The organism is Kitasatospora griseola (assembly GCF_044999035.1).
GTDB lineage: Bacteria > Actinomycetota > Actinomycetes > Streptomycetales > Streptomycetaceae > Kitasatospora > Kitasatospora griseola.
Genome location: NZ_CP173360.1, coordinates 1,836,078 through 1,853,228, shown reverse-complemented (window position 1 = coordinate 1,853,228; position 17,151 = coordinate 1,836,078). Strand labels below are relative to the sequence as shown.

9 protein-coding genes are annotated in these 17,151 nt (G+C 67.6%); 2 read left to right on the top strand and 7 right to left on the bottom strand.

Annotated features, from left to right (window positions below; all coding sequences use genetic code 11):
* Position 1: 1 nt before the first annotated feature.
* Positions 2-631: a transposase gene (locus ACI1MP_RS08625; protein WP_404868243.1), complete on the top strand. Its 630-nt coding sequence runs from the start codon at positions 2-4 to the stop codon at positions 629-631.
* Positions 632-675: 44 nt separating this feature from the next.
* On the opposite strand, the gene ACI1MP_RS08620 is transcribed toward ACI1MP_RS08625, so the two are convergent.
* From ACI1MP_RS08620 to ACI1MP_RS08590, 7 genes are all read right to left on the bottom strand, one after another.
* Positions 676-2,817, bottom strand: coding sequence for a UvrD-helicase domain-containing protein (locus ACI1MP_RS08620; protein WP_404868242.1), 2,142 nt, complete (start codon positions 2,815-2,817; stop codon positions 676-678).
* 78 nt (positions 2,818-2,895) lie between these two features.
* Positions 2,896-4,425, bottom strand: a complete 1,530-nt coding sequence (locus ACI1MP_RS08615) for a protein kinase domain-containing protein (protein WP_404870778.1) — start codon at positions 4,423-4,425, stop codon at positions 2,896-2,898.
* Between the two features lie 154 nt (positions 4,426-4,579).
* Positions 4,580-6,748: an AIPR family protein gene (locus ACI1MP_RS08610; protein ID WP_404868241.1), complete on the bottom strand. Its 2,169-nt coding sequence runs from the start codon at positions 6,746-6,748 to the stop codon at positions 4,580-4,582.
* Positions 6,749-6,867: 119 nt separating this feature from the next.
* Positions 6,868-10,050 carry a type I restriction endonuclease subunit R gene (locus ACI1MP_RS08605; protein ID WP_404868240.1) on the bottom strand — a complete coding sequence of 1,061 codons (3,183 nt, stop codon included), beginning with the start codon at positions 10,048-10,050 and terminating at the stop codon, positions 6,868-6,870.
* On the bottom strand, positions 10,047-11,363 hold the full coding sequence (locus tag ACI1MP_RS08600; protein WP_404868239.1) for a hypothetical protein: 1,317 nt from the start codon (positions 11,361-11,363) through the stop codon (positions 10,047-10,049). The genes ACI1MP_RS08605 and ACI1MP_RS08600 overlap by 4 nt, the downstream gene beginning before the upstream one ends.
* Positions 11,360-13,351, bottom strand: coding sequence for an N-6 DNA methylase (locus ACI1MP_RS08595; RefSeq protein WP_404868238.1), 1,992 nt, complete (start codon positions 13,349-13,351; stop codon positions 11,360-11,362). The genes ACI1MP_RS08600 and ACI1MP_RS08595 overlap by 4 nt, the downstream gene beginning before the upstream one ends.
* A gap of 94 nt (positions 13,352-13,445) precedes the next feature.
* Positions 13,446-15,578: an N-6 DNA methylase gene (locus ACI1MP_RS08590; RefSeq protein WP_404868237.1), complete on the bottom strand. Its 2,133-nt coding sequence runs from the start codon at positions 15,576-15,578 to the stop codon at positions 13,446-13,448.
* A 228-nt stretch (positions 15,579-15,806) separates the two neighbouring features.
* Here ACI1MP_RS08590 and ACI1MP_RS08585 point away from each other — a divergent pair, with 228 nt between their 5' ends.
* Positions 15,807-17,039 carry a hypothetical protein gene (locus ACI1MP_RS08585; protein WP_404868236.1) on the top strand — a complete coding sequence of 411 codons (1,233 nt, stop codon included), beginning with the start codon at positions 15,807-15,809 and terminating at the stop codon, positions 17,037-17,039.
* The last annotated feature ends 112 nt before the right edge of the window (positions 17,040-17,151 follow it).

Genomic DNA, 17,151 nt, shown 5'->3' with positions numbered 1-17,151 from the left:
AGTGGCACCGGAGTGGCCGGGACGCGCGGCGGAAGTGTTGTGCGGTCTCCCGCTACTTCGGTTCCTCGCCCCGCAGGGTGCCGTCGCGCAGAGCCCGGTCCGTGACCCGTCCGATGACCGTGGTCGCTCCCGCATCCACCGCCCCTCCGACCACGCCTCCCAGGATCGGGATGCCCTTGGCGAGCGTGATCGTCGCGCGCTGGGTTCCGAACTCGGCGACGAGGAAGGCATCACGGCCGGGCAGTGCGCCGACTGCACGCAGTTCGAGGCGGTCATGAACAAGATCAGCGTGCCGAGGCTGACGGCCGGCCGGCCCCGCACGAGGCCGGACAGCGCCAGCGCGGACAAGGCGTACTCCAACCGCCGAACCCGCCGCTACCTGTGCAGACACGGCATCCGGCACGTCATTCCGGAGAAGGCCGACCAGGCGGCGGGCCGGATCCGGCGCGGAAGGACCGGCGGCCGCCCGCCCGGTTTCAACAAGGAGCGCTACAAGAAGCGCAACACCGTCGAGCGTGCGATCAACAAACTGAAGACCTTCCGCGCGGTCGCGACCAGATATGACAAGCGCGGCTACGTCTTCGTCGGCACCGTCACCGCAGCCGCACTCGTCATCCGGCTCCGCTCGTGATCGCCAGGACATCGCCTGGTTCGCCCCTGTCGACCGGGCGATGGTTATCTCGTGCCGCACCCGGCATCCACCAGGAACGGGCTCGGCTGACCGGTCCACGAGACGTACAAGCTGTCCCGGGCTCGGGTGCAGGCGACGAACAGCAGGCAGCGTTCCGCGGCGAGATCGGCTTCGTGCTGAAGCCGGTCGATCTCCTCCGGAGTGATGGCCGAAGGGTTCGGCAGCGCCCGGTCGTTGACGCCGACGACGGCGGTGTGGCGGTACTCGAGCCCCTTGAAGGTGTGCATGGTGCCCACGTTGACCGCGGCGTCGGCGCGGGCGGATCCCCCGCGGATGCGGTCGGCGGGGATTCCGGCCGCGGTCAGGTGGTCCTTGACCTTCTCGCAGGTCTTGTTGAACCGTGCGCAGACGCCGATCTCCCCGGGTGCGGCGCCGCCGTCCAACCAGTCCCGCACCTGTGCGACCAGGGCGTCGAGTTCGGCCTCCTCGGTCTGCGCCCCGTGGATCCGCGGCCCGGCACCGTGCAGCGCGGAGGCGTATCCGATCAAGGTGTGGTACTGCCCGCTGTCGGCCAGATCGGCGTACGGGCGGCCGAGCAGAAGCCCCGTCGCCCAGCTGAGGATCTCCTGGGTGGAGCGGTAGTTCTTCCGCAGCTTGGTCGAACGGCCGGCGACGTTGATGCCGAGGGACTTCAACGAGACCCGGCTGTCGTAGATCCGTTGATGCGGATCGCCCGCGATGAACAGATCGTCAGGTCGCCGCGGGGCGGCTGCGCGGAGCATCCGCCACTGGGCCGGGTGGAGGTCCTGGGCCTCGTCGACGACGACGTGCCGGTAGCGCGGCCCCTGTTCGGCCAGTAGGTCGGCGGCTTCCACACAGGTGCCGAGATAGGTGCGCAGTCCGTCCTCGGCCAGGCGCCGGGTGAACTCCTGGACGGTCTGCCACACCAGCGGTCGGGCGGAGGGCGGTAGTGCGCTGCCGCGGCCCCGCCGCTCGCACCTCTCGTACTCCTCCTGGCTGCGGATGTCCTGGGAGAGGACGACGTGCTTGTACTCCTGGGCGAGGAACTGCGGTGCTCCGGTGAACCCGGTGGCCTGCGCGGCCTGTTCCCACCGGGTTGTCTCCTCGTATCCGGTGAGCGGCCGCCGCGAAGTGCTGACCAGACGTCCGGCGAAGGCGTCGACGGTCATGATGTCGACCCGGTCGCGCAGGTACGGGTCGTCGACGAGGAGCGAGAGCCCTTCGTCGAGAGAAGCCACCAGCGCATTGGTGAAGGTGGTGAGAAGGATGCGGTCACCGTCGCGCAGGTGGCGAAGCAGGTGCCGCACGCGGTGGAGGGCGACCACGGACTTTCCGGTGCCCGGCCCGCCGGTCACCTGCGTGGGACCGGAGTAGGACGGGCGGTAGGCGACCTTGTGCTGCGCGGGATGCAGGAAGATTCGCCAGGCGGCGAACGGCTTTTCGAGGATGTCGCGCAGTTCGTCGGCGTCCGAGACGACGGCGATGCGGGTCCGGGTGCGCACGATGGCGGTCGCGTAGTCGGTGGTGTCGACGGGCTCCGGCGAAGCCGCGTCGGCCAGCGCCGGTGCGACGACCTCCTGCCACGTCTGTTCGACGCTCGCGCCCAGCGCCAGGTGTTCCAGCACCCTGTACTGGTCCGGGGGGAAAAACCGCCCGAAGACGTCGAGCTGTTCCAAGCCGGTCAGCACGCGTGCCTGCACGAGGGTGGTGGCGTCGATGCCGAGCGCGGCCATCTCCCCGTCGGAGACCTTCGCGAAGAGCCGCTGCTCCTCGGCAGGTGCGATGCTCCGGTATGCGGGGGTCAGATCTTCCAGGGTGGCGATCTCGCGGAGCTCCACAGCCCCGGTGACGGCGTTGATGGTCGCCTTCTGCTTCACCGCCCACTCGGTGGCATCGTCGTGCGGTCCGACCCGGAGCAGCACGAAGGTGTCCCCGGACTCCGGCGCCAGGACCACACCGCGGTAGCCCTGGGTGATCCGGATGGTCCGGATCTGGCGGTCCCTGGCGCCCTTCAGGGACTCCAGCTTCAGCCCCGGGTCCTTGAAGAGCTGATCGAGGGTGAGGCGCTCGAACTTCTCCCAGGCGTCGAACACGCCGTTCCTGACGTGCTTTTCGAGCTTCTCCAGCTGCTGACAGAACGCTCTGTCGAGGGCGAGGTGCGGCATGCCGGGAGTCTAGGGCGTCGTGGCGCCACGGCAGGCGGCGAACGCCTGTTCACCACCTGTCCGCCGGGCTCCGCCCCGTCAGTCGCCGTCGAGCTCCCGGCGGAGCATGGCCAGCACCTCCGCGGCTTCGACAGCCACCTCGTGGTGCGGCCCGTGCACCATCGTGACGTCCTCGTGCAGGGCCTCCAGACAGGTTCGGGCCTCTGCTGCCGCGCCCTGACTGAGCAGCAGCATTCCGATGTCGCGGCGCAGTTCCACTGCCGCGTCACTGACGTCGCTCTCGACGGCCCGCTCCACCGCCAGAACGGCCCGCAGCTCCGCCAACGCCTCGGTCACCTGGCCCAGTTCACCGCGACAGCGCGCGGCCTGGGCCCGGCAGTCGCGGGCGTCCTCGCTGGTCGGCCCGTTGATGCGGCCGTAGGCCTCGGTCAGCTCCTCGAACTCGGGCAGGGCCGCGCGGTGGTCACCCGCCAGCTGCCGGCTGACCGCCCGGCGGCGCCGAAGCCCAAGTACGGCCTTGTTCTCCGTGCCGAGCGCGCGCGCCAGCGGCGCAATCATCTCGCCCGCCACCTCGGCGGCCTGTGTGTAGCGCTCCTCGTCCATGAGGGCGATGTAGTGCTCATTGACCTCCCGAAGCTGCGAACGGAGCTGCTCGCGCTCAGGAGGTGAGACCACGTACGCGGCGGCCTGGTCGGGCACCGTGCTCGGAACGGTGCGGGTGCGGCCTTCGGCCCTGGTACGGGGGGCGTAGGGGCGACGGTAGAGCCGGGTCGGGTCCGGAGCCCCGGGCGGCCCGGCCTCACCGAGCGCCGAGGATTCCCCGGGGGCCGGCAGGAAGGGAATCAGCCGCTCGTACACCTCCTGCACGTCCACCGGCCGGCTCTCCGGGGTCTTGCGGAGCAGATGCAGGACCAGCGCCTCCAACTCCTCCGGCACGTCGGCACGGTGCTGCCGCAGCGGGGTGGGTGCGGTGCGGACGTGCCGGTCCATCAGCTCGAATTCACTGTTGGCACTGAACAGCGGCTTCCCGCAGAGCAGTTCGTGCAGCACACAGCCGAGGGCATAAAGGTCGGTGCGCGGCGTGACCCGGATGCCGCGCACCTGCTCGGGAGACATGTACTGGTGGGTGCCGATGGGCCGGCCGGTGGCCGTCAGCCTGGTGACATCGGTCTGCAGGATCGCCGCGACACCGAAGTCGAGGACCTTCACCGTGCCGTCCTGCGCGACCAGGATGTTCGCCGGCTTGAGGTCGCGGTGCACCACGGGAACGTCATGCGCGTACGACAGCACGGTGGCGACCTGCGCGGCGACCGCCACCGCCCAACTGACCGGGAGCGGGCGTGCCTCGTGCACGTACCGGGTGAGCGGCACGCCATCCACCAACTCCATGACCAGGAACAGATGTTCGTGGGTGGCGTCGAGGACGGCGTCGTAGACCTGCGGAACTCCTGGGTGCTGGATGCGGGCGGTGATTCGCGCCTCACGTCGGAACCGTCTCTCGAGTTCCTCGGCCATCCGGGGCGTGGCGGCGACGGCCTGAGGCCGAATCCGCTTCACGGCGACGGGCCGGTCGAGTATCGCGTCATAGCCTCGCCACACATCGCCCATGCCGCCGTTGCCGAGTTGTTCCAGCAACTCGTAGCGACCCGCGATCGGCTTGTTCGGCACCTGTCCCCGCCCCGCATCCTGCACTGGCGCTCGCCCGTTCCCCTGAGCCCTGTTGGTCACGGCTAGTTTCCCCAGGAGGGATCACCGCGTCCAGCTACTCCTGTTCGTTCTGCTCGTCGTGCAGGGCCCGCGCGAGATCGGACAGGGTGGCGGTACCGTCCAGCGTCCACCGTGCCGGTCCTTGCACTGCCACCGGTGCTTCCTGCCAGCCGGCGAGTTCGTAGAGGTTCAGGACCAGACGGGTCGGCGAGTACGCCTTTCCGTCGACCGCCCAGACCAGGCACCGCGTGCGGTCGTTCACCCAGGTGGCTTCGCTGCGCCGGGGGTCCTCCGCGAGCCACGGGGTGAGTGCGTCGATCTCCGGCTTGTTCCCCAGACGGAGCCGAACCGGGGTGCCGTTCTTGATCGTTCCGTTGTCCACGAGAGTGGGCACGGCGTTGGGGCGGCGCGGCTTGCGCTTGCCGTCCTTGGCGGCCTTGTAGATCGTCGGCAGCTCGGGGATGACTCCTTCGCGTTCGGCGTCGCGCAGGACCAGCTCCGCGAGCCGCTTGCAGCGTCCGGCGTCGGTGAGCGTTCCGCTGAGAAAGGAGGTCGCCCCGTACTCCGCGTCGATGTGGTGGATCAACCAGGAAAGGACCCGATTGGTCAGCGCGGGCACCTCGCGCAGTGTCGCGTCCCAGTCGTGATCCGGATCGTCGATCCGGTCCTGATCGAGGAGCCGGAAGACCAGATGGGTGACGAGCAGGTCGCCTCGCTGGCTGACGTCGGCGGCGCGCTTCTGGAACCGCTTGCGCTCTTCATTGAGAGCGGCACCCACGGCGCGGTGCACGAGTACCGAACGCCAGATCTGGAAGGCTCCGGGACGCTCTCCGAACAGGCTGGAGTAGGCACCCCTGTTGCCGCGCTCCCAGAGCAGGTCGGTGTCGCGCTTCGCCCGTACGGCGAGCTCGGTGTTGCGGTGCGCACAGGCCAGGGCGATGGCAGCGTGCACGACGGAGCAACCTTCGGCCGGTGCCGGATCGGGCTCACCACGCTTGAACACGTACGACTTCTGCAGGGACAGCATGAAGTCCTCACGGATCATCGCCTGCACCTCGTCCAAGGCGATGAAGTCGCGCTGCTCCACGTGGTTCTGCGTATTGGTCGTCTCGGTGATGCGCTGCGCGAGGTCCCGCATGTTCTTGTCGACGACGATCACCTTGACCGTGACCTCGGCGTCCTCGACAGCTTCGGGGGACGCCTCCATGGCACGGTGCGCCGCCGCGACGGTCTGCGCGCCGTTCACGACGCTGACCCCTGAGATGTGCAGGTGCACGGGCTCGTCCGGGCGGCGGCGTCCCGGCCATTCCTCTTCGAGCTGGTCGCACAGCACCGTCACCCCGTTGTTGAAGAGCCAGAAGTTCTCCGGCTCGTTCACCAGGGTGCTCAGCATGCCCGAATTGACCTGGGTAGTACCGAGGGACTGACGCAGGTTCTGCTCGTACAACCGGTTCTCGTGCGCCCTGTACCACTCTGCGACATTGCCGGCCGGAACGGTTCCCTGGTAGGCCGTGAGCGGTGTGTTCCGCCGGATCCAGTCCGTCATCCGCACGGTCACCCGTACCGGCTCGGGCGTGAGGTCCTCCCGGATCTGCCGGAGGATGTCCGCAGCGTGGACCACGCGGTACTCAAGGACCGGACCGAGGCCGTTGAACTCGTTCCGAGCGTCCTCGAGAACGTTGGTGGTCTCCGTGCTGAGCGTTCCCGTACCCATGACGGCGATGACCAGGGTCACCTTCAACCGGGCGTCGTGCATCGCCGAGTTGACGCGAGCGACGATCGGTTCGAGGCGGTCGTTGAACCGGTCGAAACTCCGCTGCTCGATGAGCCGGAGGCCGGCGATGAGCTTGTGTGCCGCGTTGGTGTCGAGCTTGCCCTTGCCCTCGTCGCTCCACTTGGCCTGAACGAGCCAGACCTCCTGCGTGCCCTCGGTGACCGCCACGCCGTCGATGCCCTGATCGTCCTCACCGTCGATGACGGCGGCGCCGGCGACCGCGGGGTCACAGCCCGTCACTTCGCGTACCGCGGCTGCTGTCAACGCGCGGGAGAGGAACCGCTGTTCGTAGCCCTGAGGGTTGTATCCCTTGAGGTCCTCGTCGTAGATGAGTCCCTTGTACTGCCGCAGGAGCGCAGTGCGGATCTGGTGGATGTGGATGGGGGCCGTTGCGGCCCTGCGTGCTGTCTCGTCCAACTCTGCCCCCAATGCCATGCGTTGCTTTGCCATAACGCAGTGTAGCGATCACTCCAGGCGGCCCGTCGACGGAGTCGGTGAATGGCTTTCATGCTGTCGGTCGGGGCCGCGGGTGCGGTCCGGCGCTGGGTGGTGCCGGACCGCTGACACCGTCAGAAGTCGTCCAGCCCTTCCTCCCGGCGGATCATCCGCCACGCCGCGCGGCGTGCACTGCGGTCGAGGTTGGACTTGAAGTCCCGATCCGTCCCGAAGTACCGCTTGCCGAGCGTGTCGATCGTGGAGACGTGATCCATCATGTTCTCCTCGAACTTCTTGTCGAAGACGACGCCGAAGTTCTCCTCGTCGTTGACGAGGGCAGCGGCCCGGACCTTCGGGTCCTTCTTCGTCGCGATGAAGGCCGGGAGCACATCCTCCTCGGTGAACTCGGTGCCGAACTTCGCGTTGAACTTCTCGATCAGCTCGGACAGCAGCGACTTCTCGGCGTCCTTCCCGCCGCCGACCCCGTCGGCGAACCCCTTGAGCTCAGCAGGGCCTTCGGGAAGCAGGGACTTGTCGTGCTCGCCGGTCTTCTCCACCCGCAGGTGGCTGAGGTCGACCTCTCCTATGTCGACCCCGCCGTCCGCGAGGCGGGGCAGGCGGTTGAGCAGGTAGCGCCCGTACAGGTGCAGCCGCTCAAGGTCCGCATCCTGGTAGGGCACGATCTGCGCCAGGAACCCGTACTTGCGGACATAGTCGTTGAGGTTGGCCCGGAACTCCTCGGCGGCTTCGACATCCTCCTCGTTCTCGCTCTCCAGCAGAGCACTGAAACGGGCGACGGCGGGAGACAGCAACCGGTACAACTCGGCATGCAGTTTCTCCCACTTGGCCTGGGATCCGCCGGCCTTCTCCTGCGCCTCGAAGTACGCGGCGACGAACTCGTCCATGTCCTGTTCCGAGATGATCGGCGCGGACATCACCCGGCTCTGTGCCGTGTACAGGAGGTTCGGGTCGGAGGGCAGGGTGTGCGCCTCCTCGAAGTACGGGCGGAAGGAGTCCTGGATGTCCTCGGCCTCGTTGACGAAGTCCAGGACGGCCAGGTCGGCCTGCGACTTGCGGTCGGCGGTGCGGTTCAGGCGCGAGAGCGTCTGCACGGCGGCGATGCCGGTCAGTGTCTTGTTGACGTACATGGTCGTCAGGAGCGGCTGGTCGAAGCCGGTCTGGTACTTCTCGGCGACGACCAGGATTCGGTACTCCTGCTGGCCCTTGCCGCCAGCCTTCGCGGCCTTGTCGTCGGCACGGGTGTAGGCGAATGCCTTGGGCAGCGTACTCTCCGACAGCCCGCCGTTCTCCTTGCTCTCCGTCGTCTCCTCGCCGTCGATGGTGAGGGAGCCGGAGAAGGCGACCAGGACACCGAGGTCCGGGTACCTGCTGTCGTACGCACGGTCGGCGATGTAGCTGCGGATCGCGCGGGCCATCTGCACGGCCGAGTGGCGAGACGCCGTGACTACCATCGCCTTGGCGCGCCCGCCGAGCCGGCCGCGGGTGTGGGCGACGAAGTGCTCCACGATCACCTGGGCGTGCTGGGAAACCGTGTGGTCGTGCATCAGCGCGAACCGGGCGAGCAGGCTGTTCGCCCTGGAAGGGTCGACCTCCTTCTCGTCGCGGTTGAGATTCGCGAGCTTCCAGTAGGTGTTGTAGGTGACGTAGTTGCGCAGCGGGTCGAGGATGAAGCCCTCCTCGATCGCCTGACGCATGGAGTACGTGTGGAACGGGCGGTAGACGGCCTTGCCGTTCTCCATGCCTTCCGTGCCGAAGAGTTCGAGCGTCTTCGCCTTGGGGGTCGCCGTGAAAGCGAAATAGGACAGGTTGGTGGCGTGGGAACGTTCCACCGCCTTCGCCTTCAACTTGTCGTTGAGCGTGACGGTGGTCGCGCCCTCGTCGTCCGAGTCGGCGTCCAGGCCGAGGTCGCGCAGGGCGGACTTCACGGCGGTGGCCGCATCGCCGGACTGGGAGGAGTGCGCCTCGTCGACGATGATCGCGAAGCGGGTGCCCTTGATTTCGGTGGGGTTGCGCTTGATGTAGTCGAGCAGTGCTGGGAACGAGTGCAGAGTGACGGTGACGATCTTTCCGGTGTCCCGCGAGAGCGCGCGGGCCAGCTGTTCGCTCTTGGCTCCGTGCTTCTCGTCGACCTTCACCACCAGGCCGTCGGTCTGCGAGAAACTGCCGACCGTCTCCCGGAGTTGGGCGTCCAGGTTGCGGCGGTCGGTGATGACGATGACCTTGTCGAAGACGGGCTCGCCGGGCTTGATACGGCCGGTAGCGAGAGCCTCCTGGTCGAGACAGGCAGGATTGTTGTCCGCGTGCAGATCGCTCAGCCGGTGGGACAGCCAGCCGATGGTGTTCGACTTGCCGGAGCCCGCGGAGGCCATGATCAGGTAGTTCTGGCCCGCCCCGTGAGTCGCTGCGTGGGCGGTGAGCTTGCGGACCACCTCCCACTGGTGGAAGCGGGGGAAGACGGTCGACCTGGTGGTGCCGCCGCCGGGGGTCTTGTGCTTCTGCTGGTGAACGAAACGCTGGAGGAGGTCGAGCCAGTTGTCGCGCTGCCAGACCTCTTCCCAGAGGTAGGAGGTGGCGTACTTGCCGTGGGCGGTGGAGGTGGGGTTGCCGGCGCCGCCGGGCTGGCCCGGGCCGTTCGAGCCGGTGTTGAAGGGGAGGAAGCGGGTGCTCTTGCCGCGGAGTTGGGTGGTGACGAAGACCAGGTCCGGGTCGACCGCGAAGTTCGCGATCACGCGGCGAGTGAAAATCAGCTCGGTCGGGTCGCGCTCGTCGCGGTACTGCTCCTTGGCCTGCTTTGCGCCCTGACGGGTGAGCGGGTTCTTCAACTCCGCTGTGGCGACCGGGATTCCGTTGAGGAACAGGGTGAGGTCGAGGCGGTTGCCGTGGTCGGCCTGCTTGGTGGCGTAGAAGAGTTCCTTGACGACAGTGAGGCGGTTGGCCCGGTAGCCGTCGAGGACGGAGTCCGCGGAGATCAGGTTGGGCTTGAAGTAGGCGACCCGGAGGAGGACCCCGCGGTCCTTGACGCCGTTGCGGAGGACATGGAGGAGCCCGTCGTCGGCGATCGCCCGGTCGAGACGCTGAGCGAACCCCCGCTGCGCCTCATCGGGGTTGCCGCCGTACACGGTGAGCAGTTCGTTCCACTCGTCGGCCTGGGTGTCACCGATGAAGGTGAACAACTCGCGGGTGTCCAGCCCGAGATCGGCCCGGTAGTCCTCGGGGTTCGCCTCGCGCCAGCCGCGCTCGCAGAGGGCGGCGACGATGGCGGAGCCGAAGGCGGATTCGTCGTGCACGGGGCTCAAGCGGTGACTCCTTCGGTAACGCTGCGGCCGCTGGCCGTGGAGACGTCGAACTGGCCAGTGACGGCAGCTGTGATGAGGGCTTGGCGGCGCTCAGCCAGTAGGGTGAGCTGACGGCTCAGCAGTAGTTGCACCTCAGCGTCCCGGCTTGCTGCTCTATCGAGCTCCGCAACCAATCGGGCTTGAGTGGGAACTTCGGGAAAAGGGAACCGCTGAGACCTCAATTGCTCGCGTGTGAGGTGCGTCATAGTCGAGGTATTACCTTGAACCTGAAATACCCTCAGGCGCTCGGCTGCGACCAGGCAGTAGTAGAGCCAGCGGGTGATTTCTGCACCTTGCTCCCTGATGCGATGTAGCGCCTTCTGGTAGTAGATTTCCGAGATCTCTCCGCTCCACACGGCCGCACGGCCCGGCCAGCTGCCGCCCTCGTTGACCAGCAAGTCGCCGTCTTTGAGTCGATATCGGGCTTGTTCTGCGGGGGGGAAGTCCATCATGGCCAGATTAGTAACATCGATTCGATCCCATTGTACATTTGCGACCCGAAGATATGGGCGAAGGTGCTCGCCTTGTGCTCGCTCTTGATTGAGCATCTTGCCGAGCTCGACTTCGAAGTAATATGAAACAGCGCCGATCCGCCAGTTCGCGGGGACGGTGCCGAGCCAATCCAACCCGCTTTCCTTGCGTTCGGCGCTTAGGTGGGTGCCGCGTACCGCGTCGTATACGCGACGGATGGCGGCTTCCTCGAGCAAGGTCTGTTGCCTGGCGCGCAGATCATAAATCCGGTCGATGCGTGTAGTCTCAGTGTCGAGGAAGTTGGCGATCCGGTGCTGCTCGTTCTGCGGGGCGGCAGGAAGCTCAAGGTTCCCAACCTGCTCAAAGTTGAGCCCATCGCGGTTGCCGCCAACTTGGAGTTCGCGGATCTGCTCCTGGACCGGCTGAGAACCCAGCGCGTAGGCCATGTATCTCGAGTTGGTCCCTGGCGTCGGGCGAATGATGCAAACATGCTGGTTCACATTGGCTTCACCCAGATCGGAAGAGGTGCATGTTGCGCGGCCGAGAGAAGCACCCGTGATATTGAGTAGTACGTCACCGAATAGAACGCGCGTGCTCCACATGTCTCTGTGGGTTGCGCGGTCGATGTAGGCGACGTCTTCCAGCTTCAGTCCGGAAAAGTGAATATTCTGGCTGCGGAGGAATGTGATGCCGGAATCTGCATAGCCTTCCGCACCTCCGCTAGGGGTCTTTCCGCTGCCAATCTTGGACGTGCTCCACTTGAGCCGACGAGTTCCCCACTGGGAGGTAAAAGAGACGCTCATTTCGTGACCTCGCCAAGCAGCCCCTGGATTTTGGCTTCCAGCGTCTGCAGCTCTGCATCGATCTCCGCCAGCGGCCGCGGCGGCTCATACACATAGAAGTGCCGCGTGAACGGGATCTCATATCCGACCTTAGTCTTGCTGTGGTCGATCCACGCATCCGGCACGTGCGGGTGGACCTCCCGCGCCAAGTACTCCTCGACGTCCTCGCCTAGTGGAACGTTCTCATAGTCCCGCTGGTCCGCGTCCGGCTCGGGCTGGCCCTTGATGAGCTGGACCTCGCCCTCCGGGTCCCGGACGCCAATTACTTCGCGCAGCGCCTTGTTGAACGGCGCCCCCGTCGGCCACGTCCCGCCGGCCTGGACCACCGCGTCCTTCAGGGCCAGCCAAGCGTCCTGCTTCGTCGCCCAGCTCGTACCCATCAGAGACTTGAAGGTGTCCGCCAAGGCTGCGGCTTGCGGAAGCTTCTGGATGACCTTTGACGCCTCCAGCTCAGCCAGCGTTTCCTCCGTGATCTCGAACCGTAGCTTCAGCGGGCGTTCCACCGTGATCCGCTGGTAGCCGAAGTCCTCGTCGCGGAAGACCTTGACCTTGCCGTGCAGCGGGTGGTCCGCATCCCCCGCCACGTCGAGAGCTTCGGCGTACAGCTTCACCACCTCAGCGATGTGGTCCGCGCTCAGCTGCTTGCGCTTGTCGCCCAGGGACTTGCGCATCTTCTGCCACTGGTCGCGGGCGTCCAGCAGCACGACCTTGCCCTTGTGGTCCGGGCTCTTTCGGTTGGTCAGGATCCAGAAATAGGTCGAGATGCCGGTGTTGTAGAAGAGCTGGTCCGGCAGGGCAACGATGCCCTCCAGCCAGTCGTTCTCCAGGATCCAGCGGCGGATCTCCGACTCACCCGAGCCGGCTGCGCCGGTGAACAGCGGCGAGCCGTTGAAGACGATCGCGATGCGCGAGCCGCCCCCGCCGTTGACATCCACCGGCTTCATCTTCGAGATCATGTGCTGGAGGAACAGCAGCGAGCCGTCGTTGATACGTGGCAGGCCCGCGCCGAAACGCCCCGCTTCGCCGAGCGACTTGTGTTCGGCCTCGACCTCGTCCTTGACCTTCTTCCACTCCACGCCGAACGGCGGGTTGGCCAGCATGTAGTCGAAGGCCTTGCGGGCGTGGCCGTCGTCGGAGAAGGAGTTGCCGAAGGCGATGTTCTCCGGGTCCTGGCCCTTGATCATGAGGTCGGACCGGCAGATGGCCCAGGACTCGGGGTTGAGTTCCTGGCCGAAGACCTCGACCGTGGCGTCCGGGTTGAGCTCGGTGATCAGGTCGTCCATCGCGGAGAGCATGCCGCCGGTGCCGCACGCCGGGTCAAGCACCGTCCGCACCGCGCCCGGGAGATGGAGCGCGTCGCCGTCCGGGGCGATCAGCAACTGCACCATGAGCTGGATGACCTCACGTGGGGTGAAGTGCTCACCAGCCGTCTCGTTGGATTGCTCGGAGAAGCGACGGATCAGCTCCTCAAAGATGTAGCCCATGTTGTGGTTGGGCACGGTTTCCGGGCGCAGGTCCAGGTCGGTGAACTTGCCGATGACCTGATAGAGCAGCCCGGCGTTGTCCAGGCGCTTGATCTGCTGGGCGAATTCGAAGCGCTCCAGCACGCCGCGGGCGTTGTCGGAGAACGCGCCCACGTATACCGCGAGGTTCTTTGCCGCGCTCTGCGGGTCTCCCGCGATCTTCTGCAGAGTCAGGCCGGACTTGTTGTAGAACGCGTGGCCCGATGCCCGGCGCAGGAAGCGGTCCGGGTCGATGTCGCTGTCCTTGTACTTCTCTGCGATCTCCGCGACCTTCTCGCGGGTCGGCTCCAGCACACACTCCAGCCGCCGCAGCACCGTGAACGGCAGGATGACCTTGCCGTAGTCGGACTGCTTGTAGTCCCCCCGTAGGAGGTCGGCGACGGACCATGCGCGGTTCGCCAACTCCGTGTGCTTGGTGCTGTTCAAGACTTCTTTCGCTTCCCTTCCAGGGCCGGTACGGATGACGTGGCTCGCGGCGGCAGGTCGGGGCCTGGTCCGTCCGCGTCGTGAACGGGGGGAGTCACAGCGACTCGGGCTTGTGTGGGACGAGTTGCCCGCCGGTGAGGCCGTCGACCACGAGATGTGCTGCTTCCTTGGCCAACTCTTCAGCGCGGATCGCCTGTTCGCGCAGGGCGGCGACATGCCGGAATGCCTCCCCGTACCGCCGCTGCTCCTCCAGCGGCAGCAGCGGGACGCGCAGTCGGCCGGGGCTGAGGTGGAGGGTGGAGCTGCCGGTGGAGGCGCCTGCCAGGTTGGCTTCCGAGCCGAGGAAGCCGTGCAGGAACCAGGGGTCGAGTCGGGCCGGGTCGGGTCGGAAGAGGTGGACGTTCGGGCCGAGCAGGACGCCGGCCTCGTTCTCGCCGGCGACGCGTGCGACGGGGCCCCGGCCGCCGATCAGGCCGCGTACGAGTACGTCGCCCACGGCGATCTCGGGTACCTGGTCGGTGGCAGCCTGTGTGTCGTCGATGTGTCCCGTCGGTGCGCTGCCGTGGGCGATGTCGCTGCCGGTGAGGGTGGGGCGGGCCGCCCCTGTTCCGCTCTCGCTGTCCGTCTGCTTCGGTGACACGTGGGGGGCCCGCAGGACCTTCAGGGCGCCGCCCCGGGCCAGGTCGGACACCGTGGCAGAACGCCACTGCCGGGTGGAGGGGCTGGCCGCGCCCCACAGCTCGATCGCGGCCAGTGAGGCGACCGACTCCGCTGCACCGGTCAGCGCCTCCTGGGCGGCGGTGGCCCGGGAGGCCAGTTCGCGTGGGTCGGTGTCGGTCTGCGAGGCGCGGACCTGGCGGGCGGGTGTCACGTCGACGACCTCGTCGAGCAGGTCGACCACACTCACCGCCCGGGCCACTCCGGCCTCCGGCTCGAATGCGTCCGGGTTCTCGGCGTAGGCCTTCCACGCGGAGAGGACCTGCTCGCTCACCCGCGGCCAGTTGACGGCGCCGGAACGACTCAGGCCGCGCTCGGGAGTTGACGCCTCGTTCGCGGTGTCGACGAAGAGCACCGTCCGGTGGACCGACGGGGCCGGTGTCGGCCGTTGCAGCACCCACACCTGCAGGCCGATGTGCAGCGGAATTGCCGCGCCCGGCGGCAGAGCCGCCACTGCTCGCAGTGCGCCGCTACGGATCAGCTCGGCGCGGATGCGGCGGCCGGAGGCGCGCGACGCGGTTGCCGGGGGGAGGAGCAGGACGGCGTGGCCACCCGGGTCGAGGTGGGCCAGCGCGTGCTGGACCCAGGCGAGTTCGGATTCGGCGCGGGGCGGGAAGCCGTATGCCCATCGCGGGTCGTAGGCCAGTTCGTCGTGGCCCCAGTCCCGGTCACCGTAGGGCGGGTTGCACAGGACCGCGTCGACGGCGAGGTCGGGGAAGGCGTCGGCACGCAGGCTGTCGCCCGTGTGCACGGTGACGCCGGTCCCTTCCGCGGCTGTACCGTCCTCGGCCGCAAGCAGCAGGCCAACCGCGGTGCGCCGGGCCTGAACGGGAAGGCTGTCCTGCCCGTACAGCTCGCGTGCGCCGAGCGCGGCGGCGGCGGACAGCAGGGTGCCGCTGCCGCAGGCAGGGTCCAGGACCCGGGTCGGGGAACCGGGGACCAGGCGGGCCAGCAGATCGGCGAGCGGGGCCGGGGTGCGGTAGGCGCCGCTGGCGGCACTGTCCTCCAGCTCCCGTTCGGCGAGTACGCCCAGCGCTGTCTGCGCGCCTTCGTCGCGGACACAGAGCAGCAGGGCTCGTAGGGCCGGCGCGTCGGCGTCGGTGAAGCGGACGGGTTCGGTGTCGGGCACGACGTCCGCGAACCCGGCAGCCGCACCGTTTGCGTGCTTCACCAGATCGGCGTCGGACAGGGCATGCGGGTCGGTGGGGCGGCGGGCCGCTGCAAGGACCAGCAGGAGCAGATCGGACATACCGGCGCCGGCCCGCTCGCGAAGGCGCAGGGTGGTGCGCAGCTCGCTGCTGGGAGTGGCAGCTGTGGGCTGTCCGCGCGAGGCGAGCCAGGTACGGATCTTCTCCAAGTCGTACAGCGGACTGGTGTCTGTGCCGCCCGAAGGCGCTGGGAAGTTCTCATGCCGGCGACGCCAGTTGCTGACGGTGGCACGCGTGACGCCCGCGATGCGGGAGATTTCGGCGGCTGTCACCTGGGCGGATGGTGCGGGTGGCTGCGACATGGATGGTGTCCTGCTCCGATGGTCGGCGTGGTTACACCATACGACGCATGTCAACCACGAAAGCTCGTTGGACAGCGCTTTCACCTCCATGCTTTCATTGGGGCGCTTCCGGTGGTGAGCGTCGGCTCCCGGCGTGAAGCCGCCCCGCCCGAGTCCCGTCCTTGAGCGCGCGCCCTGTCCGTACCGGGTCGGGGCCACCGTCGATCGACCACCATCCAGGGGGATCCCATGCGTCTGACCATGCCCAGCGGCACTCCGGAAGGAATCCCGCTCACCGTCGTGCCGTTCCGCGAGGATGCGGTCATCGGCACCATGTCCCTCGCGACGTTGGTGCGCCTTGTGCCGTCGCCGCGTCAGGAGGAGGACCCGCGCGCCCTCAAGGCTGCGTCCGGGCACGGCCGGCGGCATGCGGAGCTGCGTGCGACGGTGCAGCGGACGTTGAAGTCCCAGAAGGGCAAGAACATCCCCGCCTACGCGGAGTACATCGCCGCCGGCATTCTCGGCAAGCACGGCTCCGCCTGGTCCACGCCGCCGATCACGCTCTGGCATGTGGACGAAATCGCCGCGATGAGCGACGAGTTGGTCCCCGGCTCCGGCCTGCGGACCCTGACCGTCGCCCCGGACGCCATGGTGATCGCCATCGACGGCGAGACCCAGACCACCGCCTGGCACGACATCTACCAGGACCCGGAGTCCTTCGGCCTCAGCTACGCCGAACTCGGCCGGCGGGTACGCATCCCCTTCGAGCTCTACCTGGGGATCTCCCCGGCGGATGCGCGCCAGATCTTCTACGACCGGAACGTCAAGGGTGTCGACGTCGCCAAGAACCTGGCCATGTCCATGGACCAGCGCGATCTGGCGACCCGCCTCGCCTACGCCGTCGGCGAGCGGATGGAGGTCGAGTCGGAGGGCCGGCGGATGCCGTTCGGCCGGCTGGTCAACGCCGGCAAGCGGCAGCTCACCACGACCGACGAGGAGGTCGTGACGCTGTCCGCGCTGCGGGCGCTGATCGTCACCACCGTCTTCGGCAGCAAGGGTGTGCAGTACTCGGCGACCAACGTCCGCGAGGGCGACCTGCCGTCCGTCACCGACTCCGACGAGGTGGAGGCAGTGGTGGTCCGGCTGGTGTCCCGGCTGATCGGGGAGCGGTTCCCGGACTTCGCCCGGCGCAGCGCCATCACCGCCCCGGCCGTGATGGCAGGCCTCGGCATCGTGCTGCACCGTGCGACCCCCTGGTGCGACCCCGGCGAGGCCATGGGCTACGAGACGGTCGAGCGCCTGCTCGGCGACGTCCGCTGGGAGCGTGAACCCGCTTACTGGGACGGGATCTGCGCCAGTGTCGGCTCCACCGGCCGGCTCAACTTCAGCGGCGGCGTGAAGGATTCGGCCGGCCGCGTCGCGGGCGCGCTGCTCGCCCCGCACAGTGAGGCGGGCCGGAAGATTCGCGGGCTGCGGAACTGAACAGGCCTGCCGTGCCGAAAACTTGAAGCCGGTTCATGCCCGGCCGGGACTCTCCCCCGAACGGGCGGGTCCCGGCGAGGTGAGCGGCTCGCCATTTTCTCGAAGCTGCTGA

Bases quoted from the DNA above. Each gene is read 5' to 3' on its own strand.
- ACI1MP_RS08620 (WP_404868242.1), bottom strand. From the start codon at position 2,817: ATGCCGCACCTCGCCCTCGACAGAGCGTTCTGTCAGCAGCTGGAGAAG.
- ACI1MP_RS08600 (WP_404868239.1), bottom strand. From the start codon at position 11,363: ATGAGCGTCTCTTTTACCTCCCAGTGGGGAACTCGTCGGCTCAAGTGG.
- ACI1MP_RS08610 (WP_404868241.1), bottom strand. From the start codon at position 6,748: ATGGCAAAGCAACGCATGGCATTGGGGGCAGAGTTGGACGAGACAGCA.
- ACI1MP_RS08615 (WP_404870778.1), bottom strand. From the start codon at position 4,425: ATGGGCGATGTGTGGCGAGGCTATGACGCGATACTCGACCGGCCCGTC.
- ACI1MP_RS08585 (WP_404868236.1), top strand. From the start codon at position 15,807: ATGCGTCTGACCATGCCCAGCGGCACTCCGGAAGGAATCCCGCTCACC.
- ACI1MP_RS08590 (WP_404868237.1), bottom strand. From the start codon at position 15,578: ATGTCGCAGCCACCCGCACCATCCGCCCAGGTGACAGCCGCCGAAATC.